The sequence below is a fragment of the Vibrio ostreae genome (genome assembly GCF_019226825.1).
Taxonomy (GTDB): Bacteria; Pseudomonadota; Gammaproteobacteria; order Enterobacterales; family Vibrionaceae; genus Vibrio; species Vibrio ostreae.
Genome location: NZ_CP076642.1, coordinates 152,143 through 169,723, shown reverse-complemented (window position 1 = coordinate 169,723; position 17,581 = coordinate 152,143). Strand labels below are relative to the sequence as shown.

Here is a 17,581-nt window from a genome sequence, read left to right as displayed (position 1 = left end):
TAAGTTAAAAGCCATAGGCCACGCCAACGCCACCATTCACACCGCTATAACACCGCTCAGCACGGCGACAACCACCCCGTACAGGTTCAAATTTAGTAATTTTATTACGTAAACACCGCTAATAAGGCGATGAAACTGATATTTATTGAATTAAAATTACAGTTTTGATTTGATCTAACGCACACAAAAGAGTAAAGTGTGACCCATACCTCATTTACTTATGTCGATAAAAGGTGACGCTATGTTAGATAAAAAACAATCACTGTCTGTTCGTGAGCTGTTCGGCATGCTGGCAATGTTTTCTGCAACTTCTCTGGTTGTGATGATGCTAAGCCTGACCTGGGTTAACATCTAATCCGGTCAACCCCTCGCGAAAGCAAGAAAAAAGGCACTGTTTACAGTGCCTTTTGTGTTTATGGAGTTTGTTGTATTTGCTCAAGCAACGGAACTAATTCCGGATTATCAGTTTTAAATTTATCGTACACAGGCTGAACTGCTGCCTGAAATTTGGCGACATCGCTTTCCACAAACGTAATATTATGTTGCTTCAAATCCTGAGTCGCTTTTTCTACATACTTAGCCCAGTTATCTTCCTGCACTTTAGCTGTCTCTTTGGCCGCTTTACGAATACCTTCTCGCTGTGCGTCCGTTAATGAGTCCCATACACTAGTCGACATGACCAATACATCCGGCACTACTGTATGGTTATCACGTGAGAATACTGTTTTTACTTCGTAATGTCGGGAAGAATAATAAGAAGGTACATTGTTCTCGGCACCATCAACTACGCCCTGCTGCATAGCCGAATAAAGTTCACCATATGGCAGCGGAACAGGCGTACCACCGAGGGCCTTAATCGTATCAATCGACAACGCCGAGTTTTGAACCCGAATCTTCATCCCTTTTAAATCTTGCGGTGTTTTAATTGGCTTGCTGGTATAAAAGCTACGTGAACCAGCGTCCAGAAAGGCCAGTCCGATAAAACCTGCATTGCGAGATGAAGCCAGGATTTCTTCGCCAATAGGTCCGTTCAGCACCGCATCATACTGTGCACGATCCCGATATAAATAAGGGAGTGAAAGTAACTTGTAATCCGGAGCAAATGTATTAAGTGTAGCCGCACTGGCTTTAGTAAACGCAACCGTGCCATTTTGTACCATTTGCAGACCTTCAGACTCATCACCTAATGTACCGTTCGGATACACTTTTACTCGTAATTGAGCCTCTTTGCGGACCTCCTTGGCAAAAAATTCCAGAGATTGGTGTACCGGATGCTCAGTTGGCAGTGCGTGAGACATTTTCAATGTGGCAGCATAGACATTGCTACTCATCAGCGTTGATACAGTGCAAGCTAAAAGCAGTTTATTCAGAGTTTTCATTTCACAGTCCTGTTTTACGTTATTGGCTTTAAGTTGTTTTTGTTTAAGAGCTATAGCCTGCCAAGTGTGGCAACCAGAGCGATAACGACGGAATTAAAGTGACGATGGCAAGCGTAATAACCATGATGAAGAACAGCGGAATCATCTTAGGCACGACCTGGCCTAATTTGGTTTCATAAACACTGCAACCGACAAATAAGGCGGTCCCCACAGGAGGAGTGCAGATACCGATGCACAGGTTGAACACCATAATGATGCCGAAGTGAATCGGGTCTATACCCATTTGAGTCGCTATTGGCAGAAAAATTGGCGTAAATATCAGTACCGCAGGCGTCATATCCATAAAGGTACCGATAATCAGCAGAATGATGTTCATCAGCAAAATGATCATCAGCGGGTTTTCAGAAGCTTCGAGAATAAAATCAGAAATAAATGTCGGAATATCCGCATTAGCCATAGACCAAGACATTGCTGAAGACGTCGCAACCATCAATAACACAATTGAAGTTGTCACCACACTGTCAACCAAAATTGGAAAGATATCGCCAGATTTAAGTTCTTTATAAATAAAACCTAGTAGTAAGCTATATACCACTGCAATGGCTGAGGCTTCTGTTGCGGTAAATATTCCTGCCAATATCCCGCCCATGATGATAATTACTAAACCCAGACTGGGTAGTGCATCAAGAACAACCTTACTGGTTTTTTCGGTAAACTCATACTTTTCACGTGGGATATTAAATTTCGCTCCCAGTAAAAATATCCCCACCATAATACCCAGTCCCATAAGTATTCCAGGTAAATAACCGGCAATAAACAAATACTGGACGGAAGTCGAACTAACCAATGCATACAGAATCAAAATATTAGAAGGTGGAATCAACAACCCTGCAGGACAGGAAGAAACATTTACTGCAGTAGAAAAATCCGCAGGATAATTATGTTTATCCTGCAATGGCCGCATAATACCGCCCACTGCGGCCGCAGATGCAGTCGCGGATCCCGAGAGCGCGCCAAACATCATGTTAGCAATCACGTTGACATGTGACAAAGCACCTGGTAGGCGCCCACCAAACAGCATCGCGAAGTTAATCAGGCGATTGGCAAGTCCTCCCCGGTTCATCAAATTACCAGCGACAATAAAAAACGGCAGAGCTAATAAGCCAAAGTTATTGAGTCCATTGGCGAGTTTCTGCGACATCAAAATCGAAGTTTTATCAATCGGAAAATCGACAAATACGGTCAAGAAAGCCGCTAAACCAATTGAAAAAGCAATCGGTACTCCAATGACCAACAACAACGCCAAAGTACCGAATAGCACGATAACAGGAAATAGATCATAGAAGAAATCAGGTGCATTTAGCAGAAATTCTTGTGAGAATAACAAATCGGTTAAAGTCATAATATTTTCCTACCGCAGTGATTATGCGTTTTGTTGACTGCGATTATTACTAAGGAAGTAAATAGCTCGAATAATATCGAGCGATCCGAAATAGGTAATTAATACTCCTGCGACAGGTACAACGAGATAAACATAACCAATCAATAAATGTTTACCGCCGATCACTATCCCGGGAGAAATCTGCCCATTGGCCAACGTTGATGTAACCAGTAAATATCCACCGTAAATAAATGCAATACTGGATAGCAGCACCACTATCGCATTAGTGATCACGGCTAAAACTTGTTTTCCCGTATCTCCGTATTTAGATGACAGCAACTCTAATGCTAGATGCCGCCTGATGGAAAAGGTATACGCGCCTCCCAGCACTCCTATCCATATTAACAAGTAACGTGACAGTTCATCGGTAAAGTTGGCCGGATCGTTCAAAACAAAACGCGTAAAAACCTGCCATACAACCGTAATGATCATTACGGCCATAAATAAGGTCAGCAGAACCCGCAACCCTCTGTTTATATATTCGTTGATTAACTCAATTATCATTGCGTTTCTCTTCTCATTATCGCTTCACAATATGATTAATCAGATCCGGATGATTATTCAGACCCGGGTCTTGCACTTATTTGTCCTTTAGTAAGCCACGATCTCGTTCTAAATTACCCCAGATTGGTCTAACTAATTACCAACATATAATACATGTAGTGCAGATAAAAAACCGACACCAGATCAAAAAACACTACTTTTTGTATAACAACTTGAAAAAATCCGATCCATTTAACAATTTAACGATAAATAGCCTAATTTTAGTGATTTTAAACACATAAAATCGTAATTAGTGACCTAGGACAACTTGTTAAAGGACGATTCTGATGTATCTTATTTGAAAATTGGTATAACAACTAAGGTTTGGGTATGACCACTTTCCTCTCTGAAAACTTTTTGCTGCATAATGACATCGCGCGCCGCCTGTATCATGAGGTGGCCGCGGACATGCCAATCATCGACTATCACTGCCACCTGCCTCCTCAACAGGTAGCGCAGGATTACCGCTTTCAAAACCTGACCGACATCTGGCTGCGTGGCGATCATTACAAATGGCGCGCAATGCGCAGTAACGGTGTTGAAGAACGCTTTTGTACTGGTGAAGCTACCGATAAGGAAAAATTCCTGGCGTTTGCACGCACGGTGCCGTTTACCATCGGCAACCCTATCTATCACTGGACACACCTCGAACTACGTCGTCCTTTTGGTATAAAAGACATGGTATTGAGTGAAAAAAATGCTCTGCAAGTCTGGGATCAGTGCAATGAAATGTTAGCGAGCCCAGAATTCAGCGCCCGATCGATCATGCAAAAAATGAAAGTCGAGATGGTGGGTACCACAGATGACCCGGTTGACGATTTGAGTGCACATAAACAAGTGGCCGAAGATGACTCTTTCCTGATACAAATGCTGCCCAGCTGGCGTCCCGACAAAGCATTCAACATTCATCTCGCTACCTTTACAGACTATGTGCATCAGTTAGCGGAAGTCGCAGACGTTGAGATCCATCTCTTTACCGATTTGTGCCGCGCGCTGAAAAAACGCCTGCAACACTTCGCAGAGCACGGATGCTGTATCAGCGATCATGCGCTTGATACCGTGGTATATGAAGACGCCAGTGAACAGGAGCTGGATTCCATTCTCGCCAAGCGTCTGGCAGGAAACGACGTGACACCTTTTGAAACCGCACAGTTTAAAACCGCTGTCCTAGTTTTTCTGGGTAAAGAGTACGCAAAGCGCGGCTGGGTGCAGCAATATCACATTGGCGCACTGCGTAATAACAACCAACGTATGTTTGAACTACTGGGCCCGGATACCGGTTTCGATTCCATCAACGATGGTGAAGTTGCGCTGCCACTGGCTCGCCTTTTGAATGCACTCGACCGGGATGACGCGCTGCCAAAAACTATCTTGTACTGCTTAAATCCGCGCGATAACGAAGTGATTGCCACCATGTGCGGCAATTTCCAGGGCGGCGGTATCGAAGGCAAGATTCAATTCGGATCCGGGTGGTGGTTTAACGATCAGAAAGATGGCATGGAACGTCAAATGACTCAGTTAGCGCAACTGGGATTGTTAAGTCGCTTTGTCGGTATGCTGACCGATAGCCGTAGTTTCCTGTCTTACACACGTCACGAATATTTCCGTCGCATTTTGTGCCAGATGATTGGTCAATGGGTCGAAAATGGTGAAGCGCCAGCTGATTTTGACCTGCTGAGCCGTATGGTTGCCGATATCTGCTACCACAACGCAAAGAACTATTTTGGTCTCACTGCACTATCACGGTGATCCCCGTCGACAGCCGGTCTGTTCGACAATCCAAATATTAAAGCCCTTTGATTGCTGTTGGTCTTTGGCCGACAGCAACACCCCGACATAGGTAACTATTATGATTCAGCTTAACCGCGATACTTTTCCCGGCCCATCTTATCCGACTAAAATCATCCAGTTCGGCGAGGGCAACTTTTTACGTGCCTTTCTCGACTGGCAAGTCGATCAACTCAACCAACACACAAATTTTAATTCTGGCGTCAGCGTTATCCGCCCGATCGGCGGCACCTTCCCACCCAGCCTCAACACACAGCAGGGCTTATATACCACTCTGATTCGGGGGCTGGATGAAGACGGCCAGGCGGTCTCTCAATCGCGTATTATCTATTCCGTCAATCAGGAATTATCGGCATATGATGAATTTGCGCAGATTGTGACTCTGGCCCACAACCCTGATACCCGATTTGTTTTCTCCAATACAACAGAAGCCGGTATTGCCTTCGTCGAGAGTGACAAACTCACCGATATCCCGCCGAGCAGTTACCCGGCCAAACTGACGCGTATGCTGTGGGAGAGATTTAATCATTTCGAAGGCGCCGACGACAAAGGATGGATTATTATCCCTTGTGAACTGATTGACTACAACGGCGCGGCTCTGCAAGCAATTATACAACGCTATATTGACCTTTGGGCGCTACCGGCAGAATTCCGTGCATGGGTCGATAATGCCAACACTTTTTGTTCAACTTTAGTTGATCGTATCGTCACCGGGTATCCGAAAGATGAAGTACCCCAATTGGAAGCGCTACTTGGTTATCAAGATACCTTTATGGTCAGCGCTGAAAATTTCTACCTGTTCGTCATTCAGGGGCCACAATGGCTTAACCAGGCGTTGTGCCTTGACCAGCTTGATGAAGAATATGCACTCAATATCAAGATTGTGGACGACATCAAACCTTATAAAGAGCGTAAGGTGGCCATTCTTAATGGTGCTCATACCGCTTTGGTTCCGGTTGCCTATCAGGCGGACATCGATACCGTAGGCGAAAGCATGCAGGATGAGCAAATCGCGGCCTACCTGAAACAGGTAATGTTCTCAGAAATCATACCGACTCTCTCTTTACCTGAAGATGAACTGATCGCATTCGCCACTGATGTCGAATACCGGTTTAAAAACCCATATATCCAGCATCAGCTGTTATCGATTGCGCTGAATAGCATGACCAAATTCAAAACCAGGATCCTGCCTCAGCTCTTAGCATATCAAGCCAATGAACAGCGGTTACCCCGCTACCTCAGCTTTGCTTTTGCGGCATTAATTACCTTTTATCAGGGCAAGCGGAATCAACAAACCTATCCCCTGAATGACGATCAGCCATGGCTGGATTTCTTCGCCGCACAATGGGCACAAGTTGAAGCTGGTCATTTATCTTGCCGTGAATTAGTGGACGCGGTATTGGCGAATGCCGAACACTGGGATGCAGATTTAACCAAGGTCCCTGGCCTTTCCGAATGTGTAACTGCCCATGTTGAGCGCATCTGCTCACGGGGAATGCGCAGCGCGTTGGCTGATGCATAAGGAGGGGAACGTGAACTCATTACTTAAAATCCATCCGCAGGACAACGTAGCCGTGGCATTAAGTGATCTCACGGCGGGTACGACTGTAGAGATCGACCAGCAGTCGATTACGTTGCAGGACGATATTCCTCAGGCTCACAAAGTCGCGTTGAAGGATTTTGCCTGCGATGACCTGATCGTGAAATATGGCGCCCCTATCGGACATGCTGTGACCGCGATTTCGGCTGGCACCCGTGTCGATCAGGACAATATACGCACGAACCTCAAAGAGTTAAGCGACTACCAGTATCAACCGGATTTCCAGTCCATAGACAGCACCTTGCACGACACTCCGGTCGAACTATACCGGCGTTATAACGGAGAGGTAGGGATCCGCAATGAATTGTGGATAATCCCGACCGTGGGTTGTGTCAATGCCATGGCCAGAATGATGAAAAAGCAACTCGAATCTCAGGCTGACATGACACAAATCGATGGCGTAAATGTATTTACCCATCAGTACGGTTGCTCGCAACTCGGCGATGACCATCAAAACACCAAAACATTGCTGCAAAATCTGGCAAAACATCCCAATGCGGGCGGTGTATTAGTGGTTGGTCTCGGCTGTGAAAATAATCAGCTCAATGCGTTCAGAGAGTCTCTGGGTGATTATGACCCGGATCGGATTGAGTTTATGATCTGTCAGAAACACGACGATGAAGTGGAAACCGGAGTCGGGTTACTCAGAAAGCTGTACGACAAAATGATGACTGACCAGCGCCAGCCAGGCTTTTTGCACGAAGTACGCTTTGGTCTGGAGTGCGGAGGTTCCGACGGTTTTTCCGGTATTACCGCTAACCCGCTACTGGGAAGATTTTCGGACTACCTTGTCGCACACGGCGGAACAACAGTACTGACAGAAGTACCGGAAATGTTCGGAGCGGAACATATCCTGATGAGTCGCTGCATCGATAAAACCACATTTGAAAATACAGTCGGCATGATCAATAACTTCAAGCAGTACTTTATCGATCACAATCAACCTATCTACGAAAACCCCTCGCCCGGTAATAAGGCAGGAGGCATTTCTACTCTGGAAGAAAAGTCGCTCGGTTGCACGCAAAAGGCAGGCCGTAGTCAGGTTATGGACGTACTGAGCTACGGTGAACGCCTGACCAAACCAGGATTAAATCTGCTCAGTGCGCCAGGGAATGATGCTATCGCCACTTCCGCTCTGGCAATGGCAGGCTGCCATATGGTGCTGTTCAGTACCGGACGCGGAACCCCCTATGGAGGACCAGTACCGACCCTCAAACTGGCCACCAATAGCGACTTGGCTAAGCGAAAACCACACTGGATCGACTTTAACGCCGGCGCATTAATTGAAGGCATCAGTATGGATGAACTGCTGGAGTGTTTTATTGAACGGGTCGCCGCATTCGTCAATGGTCAGCAAACCTGCAATGAGCGCAATGATTTCCGTGAGATAGCGATTTTTAAGAGCGGCGTGACGTTGTAATCAAACTTCACAACACTTTAACAGGCGGCCCAGAGCAGGTCGCCTTTTTGTACACAGTTCCAAACAACCGTTCGGTCAGCAACGATGATTTAACCAACCAGTAACACCAGACAAATGCCTGGCGTTACTGGTTTACACGTCAAGCTTGTATATTCATTGGAAATCAGAAGGTAGAAAGAGGACTTTCCGCAAACAAGAAACGATCATAGTCGTCGCTGGAACCGTCAAACAACATCTGTTTCGTATTTTCAATGTGTTGCCATACAGCCTGACGCGCAGCCTGCGGATCCCGTTTTATCAGGGCCTGAACAATATCGTCATGCTCTGTACACCAGCTGCGAATCTTGTTGTCTTCAATATGCTCGTGCAACTTTTTCCAATAGGGATTGTTTTCGCGATGTTTGCACAACATCTCTGCCACATGGACCACCGCGGAATTTTGTGTACAGCGTGCAAGCTGGATATGAAATTCACTATCCCAGTATGAATCACGGCTAAAGTCATCTGATTTGGCTTGTTCCTGAATTTTCATCAAAGCAACCAGATCCTGCTTAGTGGCCTGAGTCGCGGCGAATTCAGCAATGTTGCTTTCAAATAGCTGACGGGCTTGCAGCAGTTCAAATGGACCACAAGTTAACATGAAGCTGGCGTCGGTAACTAGCTGACTGGACTCAGTAACGGCGGAATCAATCTGAGTATTAATCACGCGAATACCTGAGCCTTTACGAACCTCAACGAACCCTTCGACTTCCAGCATGATCATTGCTTCACGGATGACGGTGCGGCTGACTTCCATTTGTTCGGCGATTAAACGTTCAGCAAGTAACATATCACCTACCTGGTATACACCGTCAGCTATTTCTTTTTTAAAGCGATTCGCTATCTTTTGATAAAGCTTAACGTTGGGTTCCATACTCATCTCATCAACAACTTGTTATACCAATTAGTGTAACATACACGATTATGAAAAAACCAAATAAAACCGTGCTGTCATTTATGTTTATTTTTCTGGTATCTAATCTTTCGTGCAGAAGTGCCTACGCTCCCCCGTTTTGATAACATACTGTTTTCTGATTCAAAACCGGGTGACAACCATGACTATGGAAAAGTTTGACGCCATATATCAGCGCGCTGCTGAACGTAAAGGTGGCAGTGATAAACTCGAAGCGTTAGTGAGTAAACCTCTTAGTAAGGACGAGCTGGCGGCGATAGCGGAAGATCGCTGGTTATCGGCATTCAGCATGAAAGTATTTCAGAGTGGTATTTCCTGGGCCGTGGTACGCAAAAAGTGGCCGGCGTTTGAAGAGTTGTTCTTTCAGTTTCGCATTGAACCTTTGCTGATGCTTTCGGACGAGATTTTGGAGCAAAAAGCGCAAGACCCAAGCATTATCAGGCATCTGGTGAAAGTAATGTCGATTCGCAACAATGCACAAATGATTTACGAAGCGCGCCTCACTCATGGTTCATTCAGCCGGATGGTGGCTGACTGGCCTGCCGAACGCATCACTGAACTGTGGGATTATCTGAAAAAGCACGGCGATCGCCTGGGCGGTAATACCGGCCCTTACACCCTTCGTCAAATGGGTGTGGACACCTTTATCCTGACGGGTGATGTTGAGGCTTACCTGCGTAATACCGGTGTCATCGAAGGTGGTAAAAATACCAAACGATCCCTGCAGGCAGCCACTGAAGCCTTTTGTCAATGGCGAGAGCAATCCGGCCGCAGCATGACCGAGATCAGTCAGATCATTGCCTACAGTACCGGTGACAACCACTTACAGTAAACCTAAAGCGATGCACGGATTTTTTGCCAACCTGACCATGCTGGCTCCCGCAACGTAGCAGTGACAAGTAATCTGCTGTTTGAGTCAACGTTAAGAGAAAGCTTCCCCCGGCTTTCTCTTTTTATTTCCGGCGTCCCAACGGACAATTTTCCTCAAAATGCAATCTTCACCATATTTGTGCAATTATTGATTGCAACTTGGCAGATATCTTCAATCTACTGATCTAAGCCCCGATAAATCCAGAATATTTCACTAACCTGTATCGGGTGTAAGCATTATTTTACTCTCTCATCTGCCCCGACTTTGTGCGATTTTTAACATTTTAGTTACACTTACCCTATCTGGTAATCGCAACATTGCTTGCTGGAACAAGGCGAAATAAGCCGTTCCGTGGCGTCGATCCAGACAGATTTGCAGCACATTATGTTTTACGATTTGAGAACTGCTTGCTTGAGCGACAATCAGTTTTATACATGAAGCCCCACAAGTATCGAGTATTGTTCCTAAATCGACCAATAGTCGCGAGCGTTTCCCGTCCGATTGTTGGTGAGTTTTATATGACATGTGATTGCCGGCAGCGCTTGACACTGCAGTGGCGAAAAGGAGCTTGAGATGAACGTTCAGGCACTCCCTATGGAGCGATTTATCGACCATCATGGCAACCTGCTCAGAGCACTACCGGCTTGGGCAGACATCGCAACACTGACCAGTTTTTATCGTGATATGTTGCTGACCCGAACCTACGATCACAAAGCTGTGGCCCTGCAACGCACCGGTAAGCTTGGTACTTATCCTTCCCATCTGGGAGCAGAAGCCGTTGGCATCGCTGTGGGTCGCGCTTTGCAGCGCGATGACGTCTTTATCCCCTACTATCGTGATATGCCCGCCATGTGGGCACGAGGTATCGCGATGGAAAAAAATCTCCAGTACTGGGGCGGTGACGAGCGAGGCAGTGATTTTTCCCCTGATCCTGAGCAGCACTGTCGTGACCTGCCATTCTGCGTTCCGATTGCCACGCAATGTACGCACGCAGTCGGTGTCGCCGCTGCCCTGAAAATTCAGGGACAACATCAGGCTGCCCTGGTGATGTGTGGCGATGGCGGCACCTCAAAAGGTGATTTTCTTGAAGCTATCAACTGCGCCGGGGCCTGGCACATTCCTTTGGTGTTTGTGGTGAACAACAACCAATGGGCAATTTCTGTTCCCCGCCATTTGCAATGCGCTGCCGAATTCTTATCGGAAAAAGCCAAGGGCGCCGGTATTCCGGGCATTACGGTTGATGGTAATGATATTGTCGCGGTTTACGACGCCGTGCGAACCAGCCTGGATCGAGCGCGCAAAGGCAAAGGTGCAACCTTAGTTGAAGCCGTCAGCTATCGCCTCAGCGATCACACCACCGCCGATGATGCCAGTCGTTACCGCAGCGAAGACGAGCTGCAACAAGCCTGGCAATTTGAACCGGTTTCCCGGCTAAAAACCTATTTGATGAACCAGAACTCCTGGAGTGAACAGGAAGAAGAAAACTGGCTGGAGCACTGTAAAGAGGTGGTTGAGCACGCCGTGCAACGTTATCTGGATTTACCTCCTCAGGCGCCTGAATCCGCTTTTGATTTTCTTTATGAGTCGTTATCTCCTGATCTGCACGCTCAGCGTGACGAACTGATCAATAAGGCGATGCGCATGCAAGGAGGTCAACATGAGTGAAATGACACTAGTGGAAGCGGTCAATCTGGCTCTGCATCATGAAATGGAACACGACCCCAGCGTCATCGTGATGGGCGAGGATGTGGGTGATAACGGCGGGGTATTTCGCGCTACGGTCGGACTCAAAGAGAAGTATGGTTTCAAGCGCGTCATTGATACACCGCTGGCTGAAGCGCTGATCGGCGGTGTCGCTGTCGGTATGGCGACTCAGGGACTGCGCCCGGTAGCCGAATTTCAGTTCCAGGGCTTTGTTTTTCCGGCCATGGAACATCTGATGTGCCATGCTGCGCGGATGCGTAACCGAACCCGTGGCCGTCTCACCTGCCCGGCGGTATTCCGGGCGCCATTCGGCGGCGGTATCCATGCACCTGAACATCACTCGGAAAGCGTTGAAGCTCTGTTTGCCCATATTCCCGGTTTTAAAGTGGTCATTCCTTCTTCACCACAGCGGGCCTATGGCCTGTTACTGGCGGCGATACGTAGCAATGATCCGGTGATGTTTTTTGAGCCCAAACGAATCTACCGCACAGTGAAATCGAATGTCACAGATAACGGTGAAGCGCTGCCCTTAGATACCTGCTTTACCCTGCGCAAAGGCCGGGATCTGACTCTGGTCACCTGGGGCGCATGCGTCGTGGAATCGCTGCAGGCTGCGAAGACACTCTCGTCACAAGGAGTTGAAGTGGAAGTTATCGACCTGGCCAGTATCAAACCGATTGATATGGCGACCATACAACGCTCATTGCAAAAGACCGGTCGTCTGCTGGTCGTCCACGAAGCAAGCCGCAGTTGCGCGGTCGGGGCGGAAATCCTCGCCCGTGTCGCCGAAAACGCCATGTGCTTGCTCAAAGCACCACCTAAACGGGTGACAGGTATGGATACCATAATGCCTTATTACAAGAATGAAGCTTATTTCATGATTCAGGAACAGGACATTGTCCTGGCAGCACGGGAATTAGTGGAGGGTTGGAAATGAAGTCATTTATGTTACCAGACCTTGGTGAAGGATTGGCCGAATCAGAAATTGTTGAATGGCACGTAAACGTCGGTGACTGGGTTGAAGTCGATCAGGTCGTGCTGACGGTCGAAACGGCCAAAGCTGTGGTGGAAGTCCCGGCACCTTATGCAGGTAAAATTGTCAGTCGCCACGGTGAAGAAGGTGATGTCATCAATATTGGTAGCCTGCTGCTTGAAATTGAAGATCAGGCCACCAGCCAGCAAAACGGTGACGTGAGTAAAAAACGCCAGGATGCAGCAACCGTCGTCGGTAACGTCTCTAATCAATCCCACAGCGTTGATGTCGACGACTTCTGGATCGGCAGCAGTGAACATGTTCAGCCGGTACAAAAACCATTAAGTGCGATGCCCGCAGCCCGTCTCCTCGCCAAACGCCTCGGAGTTGATTTACTGCGTGTCTCGGGAAGCGGTCCGGACGGACTGATTTTGGAAACGGATGTGTATCAGGCCGCAGATAAGCAAATTCCGGGAACCGAAGTCCTCAAAGGTGCACGCCGTACTATGGTTAATACCATGACGGAATCACATTTACAGGTCGCTGCCGTTACCATTACGGAAGAAGCCCTGCTGATGGACTGGAAGCCCGGTGAGGACATTTCTATTCGCCTGATTCAGGCCATCTGCTTTGCCTGTCAGCAGGAGCCCGCGCTCAATGCCTGGTTTGATGCCGATACCATGACTCGTTGTGTGCATAACGTGGTCAATATCGGTATTGCCGTTGACAGCTCGCACGGCTTGTATGTCCCGGTGCTGCGTAAAGCCAACGAGTTCGAACCCTCTGAGCTGCGCCAGTGGCTGGATAATACCGTTCAGGGGATTCGTGAACGTAAAATCGGTCGCGAGCAACTGCAACACGCCACCATCACACTCTCTAACTTTGGCGCCATTGCCGGCATTTTTGCCACACCAGTTGTTACTCCGCCTCAGGTCACCATCGTCGGGGCCGGACGCATAGTGGAAAGAGTAATGATAAAAAATGAGCAGTTGATGAACGTGAAAACCATGCCACTCTCTATCACATTTGACCACAGAGCCTGTACCGGCGGGGAAGCCGCACGCTTTGCGCGCGCTTTAGTCGACGATCTGCAGCGACCAAGCATGTAATATCGTGTCATGCCGGAACGACTCATCAATACCAACAGCGGCCAGTCTATGGCCGCTGTTTTTCATCCACTAAAGTGCTGGCAATGAGACAGTGTTTTTCGATACAGGAGCAAACTGTGTGAATCAGACCGGATTTGCCACATTGCCTTCGACGATTACAGCGCGTCAATCAACTTGGGCATAATCTCGAACAAATCCCCTACCAGCCCATAGTCCGCCAGTTGAAAAATAGGCGCGTCCGGATCGCTGTTGATAGCAACAATCACTTTAGAATCTTTCATGCCCGCCACATGCTGAATGGCGCCAGAAATACCGACGGCGATATAAAGCTCAGGAGCAACAATTTTCCCTGTCTGCCCTACCTGCAAGTCGTTCGAAACAAAGCCGGCATCTACCGCCGCACGCGAGGCGCCGATAGCCCCGCCCAGTTTATCTGCCAACTGTTCCACCAGCTGAAACTGCTGCTTACTGCCCAGACCACGACCACCCGATACGACAACACGGGCGGCGCCCAGTTGCGGACGTTCACTTTGCGCCTGCTGCCGCTCAATAAATTGCGACTGGGTGGACTTGATGACCTGCTCCAGCGCAGACACTTGAGCGTTGCCGCCTTGAGTCGACACAGAAGCAAACGCAGAGCTGCGAATCGTCATCACTTTAATCGCATCGAGCGATTTGACCCGGCACAGTGCATTGCCGGCATAAATCGGGCGCACCACGGTATCGGCGGACTCTATCTCAACCACATCCGAGAGTTGCCCGACATCCAGCAGCGCCGCAACCCGTGGCAGCAGGTTTTTCCCAAATGTGGTCGCCGGAGCAAGAATATGACGGTAATCTTTGCCCACATCGGCAATCAATTCAGCCATATTTTCCGCCAGATGGTGCTCATACACCGCGTCGTCTGCCAGCCAGACCCTGTCGATACCCTGACAAGTGCGCAGCGCCTCGGCAACCGCTTCACAGCCATAACCAATCACCATAACATCAATGTCACTATGCAGACTTTGTGCGGCTTGCAGGGTTCGTAAGGTATCAACCGCCGGATATTGACTGTTATGTTCAGCAATCACTAACACTTTATCCGTCATCGTTCGCTCCCGTTTCTGTCACGCTCGTGCACTCGCAAGAGATATCACGATTAATCAATCACTTTGGCTTCATTTCTTAGCTTGTCGACTAATTCATCGACCCCGGAAACAACTATTCCTGCTCTGCGTTGTGGCGGCGACATCACTTCCAGTACTTGCTGATGTTGAATCAGAGTGACACCCAGAGATTCGGCGCTGAGAACCTCCATAGGTTTACGCTTGGCTTTCATGATATTCGGTAAGGAGGCATAACGCGGTTCATTAAGGCGCAAATCGGTACTGATGATAGCTGGCAGGTTCAGCTTTAACGTTTCCAGTCCGCCATCAATTTCACGGGTGACCATCACGTCCTGGCCCTGTACCTGTACGGCTGAAGCAAAAGTGCCCTGCGGTCTGCCACTCAGCGCCGCGAGCATCTGCGCCACCTGATTATTGTCGGTATCGATTGATTGTTTACCCAACAGAACCAGGCCCGGCTGCTCTTTTTCCATTACGGCATGCAGCAATTTGGCCACCGACAAGGGCTCCGGGACCTGTTCGGTTTCGATATGAATCGCGCGGTCGGCACCCAAAGCCAACGCGGTTCGTAATTGCTCCTGGCACGCTAAAGCGCCGATTGAAACCACCACCACTTCATCGGCGCTGCCAGCTTCACGCAACCGAATCGCCTCTTCGACGGCGATCTCGCAAAATGGATTGATTGCCATTTTTACGTTGTTCGTTTCAACGCCTGAGCCGTCGCTTTTCACTCTTACCTTTACGTAAGCGTCAACGACACGTTTAATCGCAACTAAGACTTTCACATCGCCTCCTTATGCACTCGATTTTGCATCGGGGTTTTATTTTCACTGAGGAAAGCTGGCTAATACACTGTTTAATCGTACGTTAAGTTGATTATGCCCGCTTTTTTGATGATGCTAATTTGAGCTTAGTTTAGTTTACGTTTACGTCAACTGAACTATAGTTACTCCATACATGAGCAGAGGCGCCACGCAGCCATGAAACGAGGACGGGGACATGGAACGAGAATCGATGGAGTTTGATGTGGTCATTGTCGGTGCAGGTCCCGCCGGGCTGAGCTGTGCCTGCCGCCTGGCGCAACTGAGCCAGGAGCAGCAAGTTGAAAACCGCCCCGGACTCAGCATCTGTGTGGTGGAAAAAGGCTCGGAAGTCGGCGCCCATATACTGTCTGGCGCTCTGTTTGAAACTACAGCGTTGGATGAACTGTTTCCTGACTGGGCCAGCCGCCAGGCACCACTCACCACTCCGGTCAGTCATGATGAATTTACTTACCTGGTCACAGAACATAATCATATCCGCCTGCCACGCTTTGTCGTTCCTAAAACCATGCACAACAGTCAGAAAAATTACGTGATTAGTTTGGGGGAATTGTGTCGCTGGCTTGCGGTTCAGGCGGAAGAGCTCGGCGTAGAGATCTTTCCCGGCTTTGCCGCTGCAACAATAAACTATGCTGATAACGGCGCAGTCACAGGCGTCACCACATCCGATATGGGCCTGGATAAAAATGGCGATCAAAAACGCAGTTTTGAGCCCGGCATTGAACTCAAAGCCAAATACACCGTTTTCGCTGAAGGTGCACGCGGCCACCTTGGCAAAGCCCTGATAGAACATTTTGACCTCGACCGCGGCCGTCAGCCGCAGCATTATGCGCTGGGCTTGAAAGAGATCTGGCAATTGCCAGACGATCATCCCCACAACACGCCCGGTTTCGTGCTGCATGGCCTGGGCTGGCCGCTCAATGAAACCCATACCACCGGCGGCAGCTTTTTATATCACCTTGGCGACAATCAGGTCGCAGTTGGCCTGATCACCGACCTCAACTATCACAACCCGTATCTGAATCCGTTCGAAGAGTTTCAACGCCTCAAACATCACCCAGCAATCAGTCAGTATCTGACCGGTGGGCAGCGCATCGGCTACGGTGCGCGGGCCATCGCAAAAGGCGGGCTCAATTCTCTGCCCAAACAGCAGTTTCCCGGCGGGCTGCTGATAGGTTGTGATGCGGGCACACTCAATTTCGCCAAAATAAAGGGCTGCCATACCGCGATGAAATCCGGCATGCTGGCCGCTGAAGCCGTTTTTGCGGCCTGCCTGCAATCCGGCCAATCGCCGACTGAACCGGATTATCAAACCCGGTTCGAATCGTCCTGGCTTTACACCGAACTGGAACAATCGCAAAATTTTTGCGCCACTATCCACCGCTACGGCAACCTTGCAGGGGGCGTGATCAACAGCCTGGAGCAGAATGTCTGGGTGCCGCTGTTCAAACGCGCAGCCCCATGGCAGATGGAGGACCCGTTTGCTGATCACGAACGGCTTATTTGCATCAGTCACAGCCATCCGATCGATTACCCAAAACCCGATGGTGTACTCAGCTTTGATAAAGCATCCTCTGTCTATTTAACCGCAACACGCCATGAAGAAGATCAGCCTTGCCACCTTAAACTGCGCGACCCGACCATTCCGATTCAGGTGCACCTGGCAAAATATGCCGAACCGGCGCAACGCTACTGCCCGGCCGGAGTGTATGAGGTCATTCAGGTCAATGGAGAGCCTCAGTTTCAGATTAATGCCGCGAACTGTATCCACTGCAAAACCTGCGACATCAAAGATCCGTCACAGAACATCGACTGGTGCCCGCCGGAAGGCGGAGGCGGCCCTAATTACCGCAGCATGTAAGACAATTATC

14 protein-coding genes are annotated in these 17,581 nt (G+C 48.7%); 8 read left to right on the top strand and 6 right to left on the bottom strand.

Annotated elements, in window-relative coordinates; all coding sequences use genetic code 11:
- Nucleotides 1-413: 413 nt before the first annotated feature.
- The 3 genes from KNV97_RS00750 to KNV97_RS00740 are packed head-to-tail and all read right to left on the bottom strand — an operon-like array spanning nt 414 to nt 3,324.
- The gene (locus tag KNV97_RS00750; protein ID WP_218561861.1) at nt 414-1,379 is read right to left on the bottom strand and encodes a TRAP transporter substrate-binding protein; all 966 of its coding nucleotides are present in this window, start codon (nt 1,377-1,379) and stop codon (nt 414-416) included.
- Between the two features lie 43 nt (nt 1,380-1,422).
- Nucleotides 1,423-2,781: a TRAP transporter large permease gene (locus KNV97_RS00745; protein WP_256611679.1), complete on the bottom strand. Its 1,359-nt coding sequence runs from the start codon at nt 2,779-2,781 to the stop codon at nt 1,423-1,425.
- A gap of 21 nt (nt 2,782-2,802) precedes the next feature.
- Complete coding sequence (locus tag KNV97_RS00740) at nt 2,803-3,324, bottom strand: TRAP transporter small permease (protein WP_218561860.1); 522 nt, start codon at nt 3,322-3,324, stop codon at nt 2,803-2,805.
- A 369-nt stretch (nt 3,325-3,693) separates the two neighbouring features.
- On the opposite strand from KNV97_RS00740, the gene uxaC reads away from it, so the two are divergent.
- From uxaC to KNV97_RS00725, 3 genes are all read left to right on the top strand, one after another.
- The gene (gene uxaC, locus KNV97_RS00735; RefSeq protein WP_218561859.1) at nt 3,694-5,112 is read left to right on the top strand and encodes a glucuronate isomerase; all 1,419 of its coding nucleotides are present in this window, start codon (nt 3,694-3,696) and stop codon (nt 5,110-5,112) included.
- Between the two features lie 100 nt (nt 5,113-5,212).
- On the top strand, nt 5,213-6,673 hold the full coding sequence (locus KNV97_RS00730) for a tagaturonate reductase (protein ID WP_218561858.1): 1,461 nt from the start codon (nt 5,213-5,215) through the stop codon (nt 6,671-6,673).
- Between the two features lie 10 nt (nt 6,674-6,683).
- The gene (locus KNV97_RS00725; RefSeq protein WP_322972673.1) at nt 6,684-8,171 is read left to right on the top strand and encodes a UxaA family hydrolase; all 1,488 of its coding nucleotides are present in this window, start codon (nt 6,684-6,686) and stop codon (nt 8,169-8,171) included.
- Between the two features lie 163 nt (nt 8,172-8,334).
- On the opposite strand, the gene KNV97_RS00720 is transcribed toward KNV97_RS00725, so the two are convergent.
- Nucleotides 8,335-9,084, bottom strand: coding sequence for an FCD domain-containing protein (locus KNV97_RS00720; RefSeq protein ID WP_218561857.1), 750 nt, complete (start codon nt 9,082-9,084; stop codon nt 8,335-8,337).
- 181 nt (nt 9,085-9,265) lie between these two features.
- Here KNV97_RS00720 and KNV97_RS00715 point away from each other — a divergent pair, with 181 nt between their 5' ends.
- From KNV97_RS00715 to KNV97_RS00700, 4 genes are all read left to right on the top strand, one after another.
- Nucleotides 9,266-9,955: a DNA-3-methyladenine glycosylase I gene (locus tag KNV97_RS00715; protein ID WP_218561856.1), complete on the top strand. Its 690-nt coding sequence runs from the start codon at nt 9,266-9,268 to the stop codon at nt 9,953-9,955.
- Between the two features lie 612 nt (nt 9,956-10,567).
- Nucleotides 10,568-11,659 carry a pyruvate dehydrogenase (acetyl-transferring) E1 component subunit alpha gene (pdhA, locus tag KNV97_RS00710; RefSeq protein WP_218561855.1) on the top strand — a complete coding sequence of 364 codons (1,092 nt, stop codon included), beginning with the start codon at nt 10,568-10,570 and terminating at the stop codon, nt 11,657-11,659.
- A complete protein-coding gene (locus KNV97_RS00705; protein WP_136486775.1) occupies nt 11,652-12,635 on the top strand; it encodes an alpha-ketoacid dehydrogenase subunit beta in 984 nt (327 codons plus the stop codon). The genes pdhA and KNV97_RS00705 overlap by 8 nt, the downstream gene beginning before the upstream one ends.
- Nucleotides 12,632-13,780: a dihydrolipoamide acetyltransferase family protein gene (locus KNV97_RS00700; RefSeq protein WP_136486777.1), complete on the top strand. Its 1,149-nt coding sequence runs from the start codon at nt 12,632-12,634 to the stop codon at nt 13,778-13,780. Before KNV97_RS00705 ends, KNV97_RS00700 begins: the two co-directional genes overlap by 4 nt.
- 155 nt (nt 13,781-13,935) lie before the next feature.
- Here the strand turns inward: KNV97_RS00700 and KNV97_RS00695 are convergent, their stop codons facing one another.
- Nucleotides 13,936-14,871 (bottom strand): electron transfer flavoprotein subunit alpha/FixB family protein, encoded by a 936-nt coding sequence (locus KNV97_RS00695; RefSeq protein ID WP_218561854.1) that lies wholly within the window; start codon nt 14,869-14,871, stop codon nt 13,936-13,938.
- A 50-nt stretch (nt 14,872-14,921) separates the two neighbouring features.
- The gene (locus KNV97_RS00690; protein WP_218561853.1) at nt 14,922-15,674 is read right to left on the bottom strand and encodes an electron transfer flavoprotein subunit beta/FixA family protein; all 753 of its coding nucleotides are present in this window, start codon (nt 15,672-15,674) and stop codon (nt 14,922-14,924) included.
- 214 nt (nt 15,675-15,888) lie between these two features.
- On the opposite strand from KNV97_RS00690, the gene KNV97_RS00685 reads away from it, so the two are divergent.
- Nucleotides 15,889-17,571 (top strand): electron transfer flavoprotein-ubiquinone oxidoreductase, encoded by a 1,683-nt coding sequence (locus KNV97_RS00685; RefSeq protein ID WP_136486783.1) that lies wholly within the window; start codon nt 15,889-15,891, stop codon nt 17,569-17,571.
- Nucleotides 17,572-17,581: the final 10 nt, after the last annotated feature.